The organism is Nocardioides sp. CPCC 206348, assembly GCF_048654705.1.
GTDB lineage: Bacteria > Actinomycetota > Actinomycetes > Propionibacteriales > Nocardioidaceae > Nocardioides.
This window is the reverse complement of record NZ_JBMCZA010000104.1, coordinates 10,653-11,017: the sequence shown is the minus strand read 5'-3', so window position 1 is coordinate 11,017 and position 365 is coordinate 10,653. Positions and strand designations below refer to the sequence as shown.

Below are 365 nucleotides of genomic sequence, written 5' to 3'. Positions count from 1 at the left end.
GCCTCGCCCATGCCCTTCACGACGTGGTGGGTGACGGCGTCCGTCACCAGCTCGGGTGCGTAGTCCGAGCCCGCCTCGCCCTGGACGCAGTGCACGGGCCAGGTGTTCACGAAGTCGGGGTCCTCGCCGGGGGCGTGGAAGTGGCCGCCGTTGGTGTCGCCGGCGTGGTGCCAGTCGCGCGATGCCGCGATCAGGGCGTAGTCACCCGACTTCGCGGCGAGGTGTTCGCTGATCCGTCCGGCGACCTCGCGGCCGCCGGTGACGCCGAGCGAACCTCCTTCCACGAAGTCGTTCTGGACGTCGACGACGATGAGTGCGCGGTGGGTGGGCACGGCGGTCTCCGTTCTCTCGGTGGTGGTCAGGTA

The 365-nt window shown here is 70.1% G+C and carries 1 pseudogene; it reads right to left on the bottom strand.

Annotation, left to right across the window (positions count from 1 at the left end):
- Positions 1-332, bottom strand: a pseudogene (locus ACOADB_RS05210) (nicotinamidase); the annotation flags it as partial.
- Between the last annotated feature and the right edge of the window lie 33 nt (positions 333-365).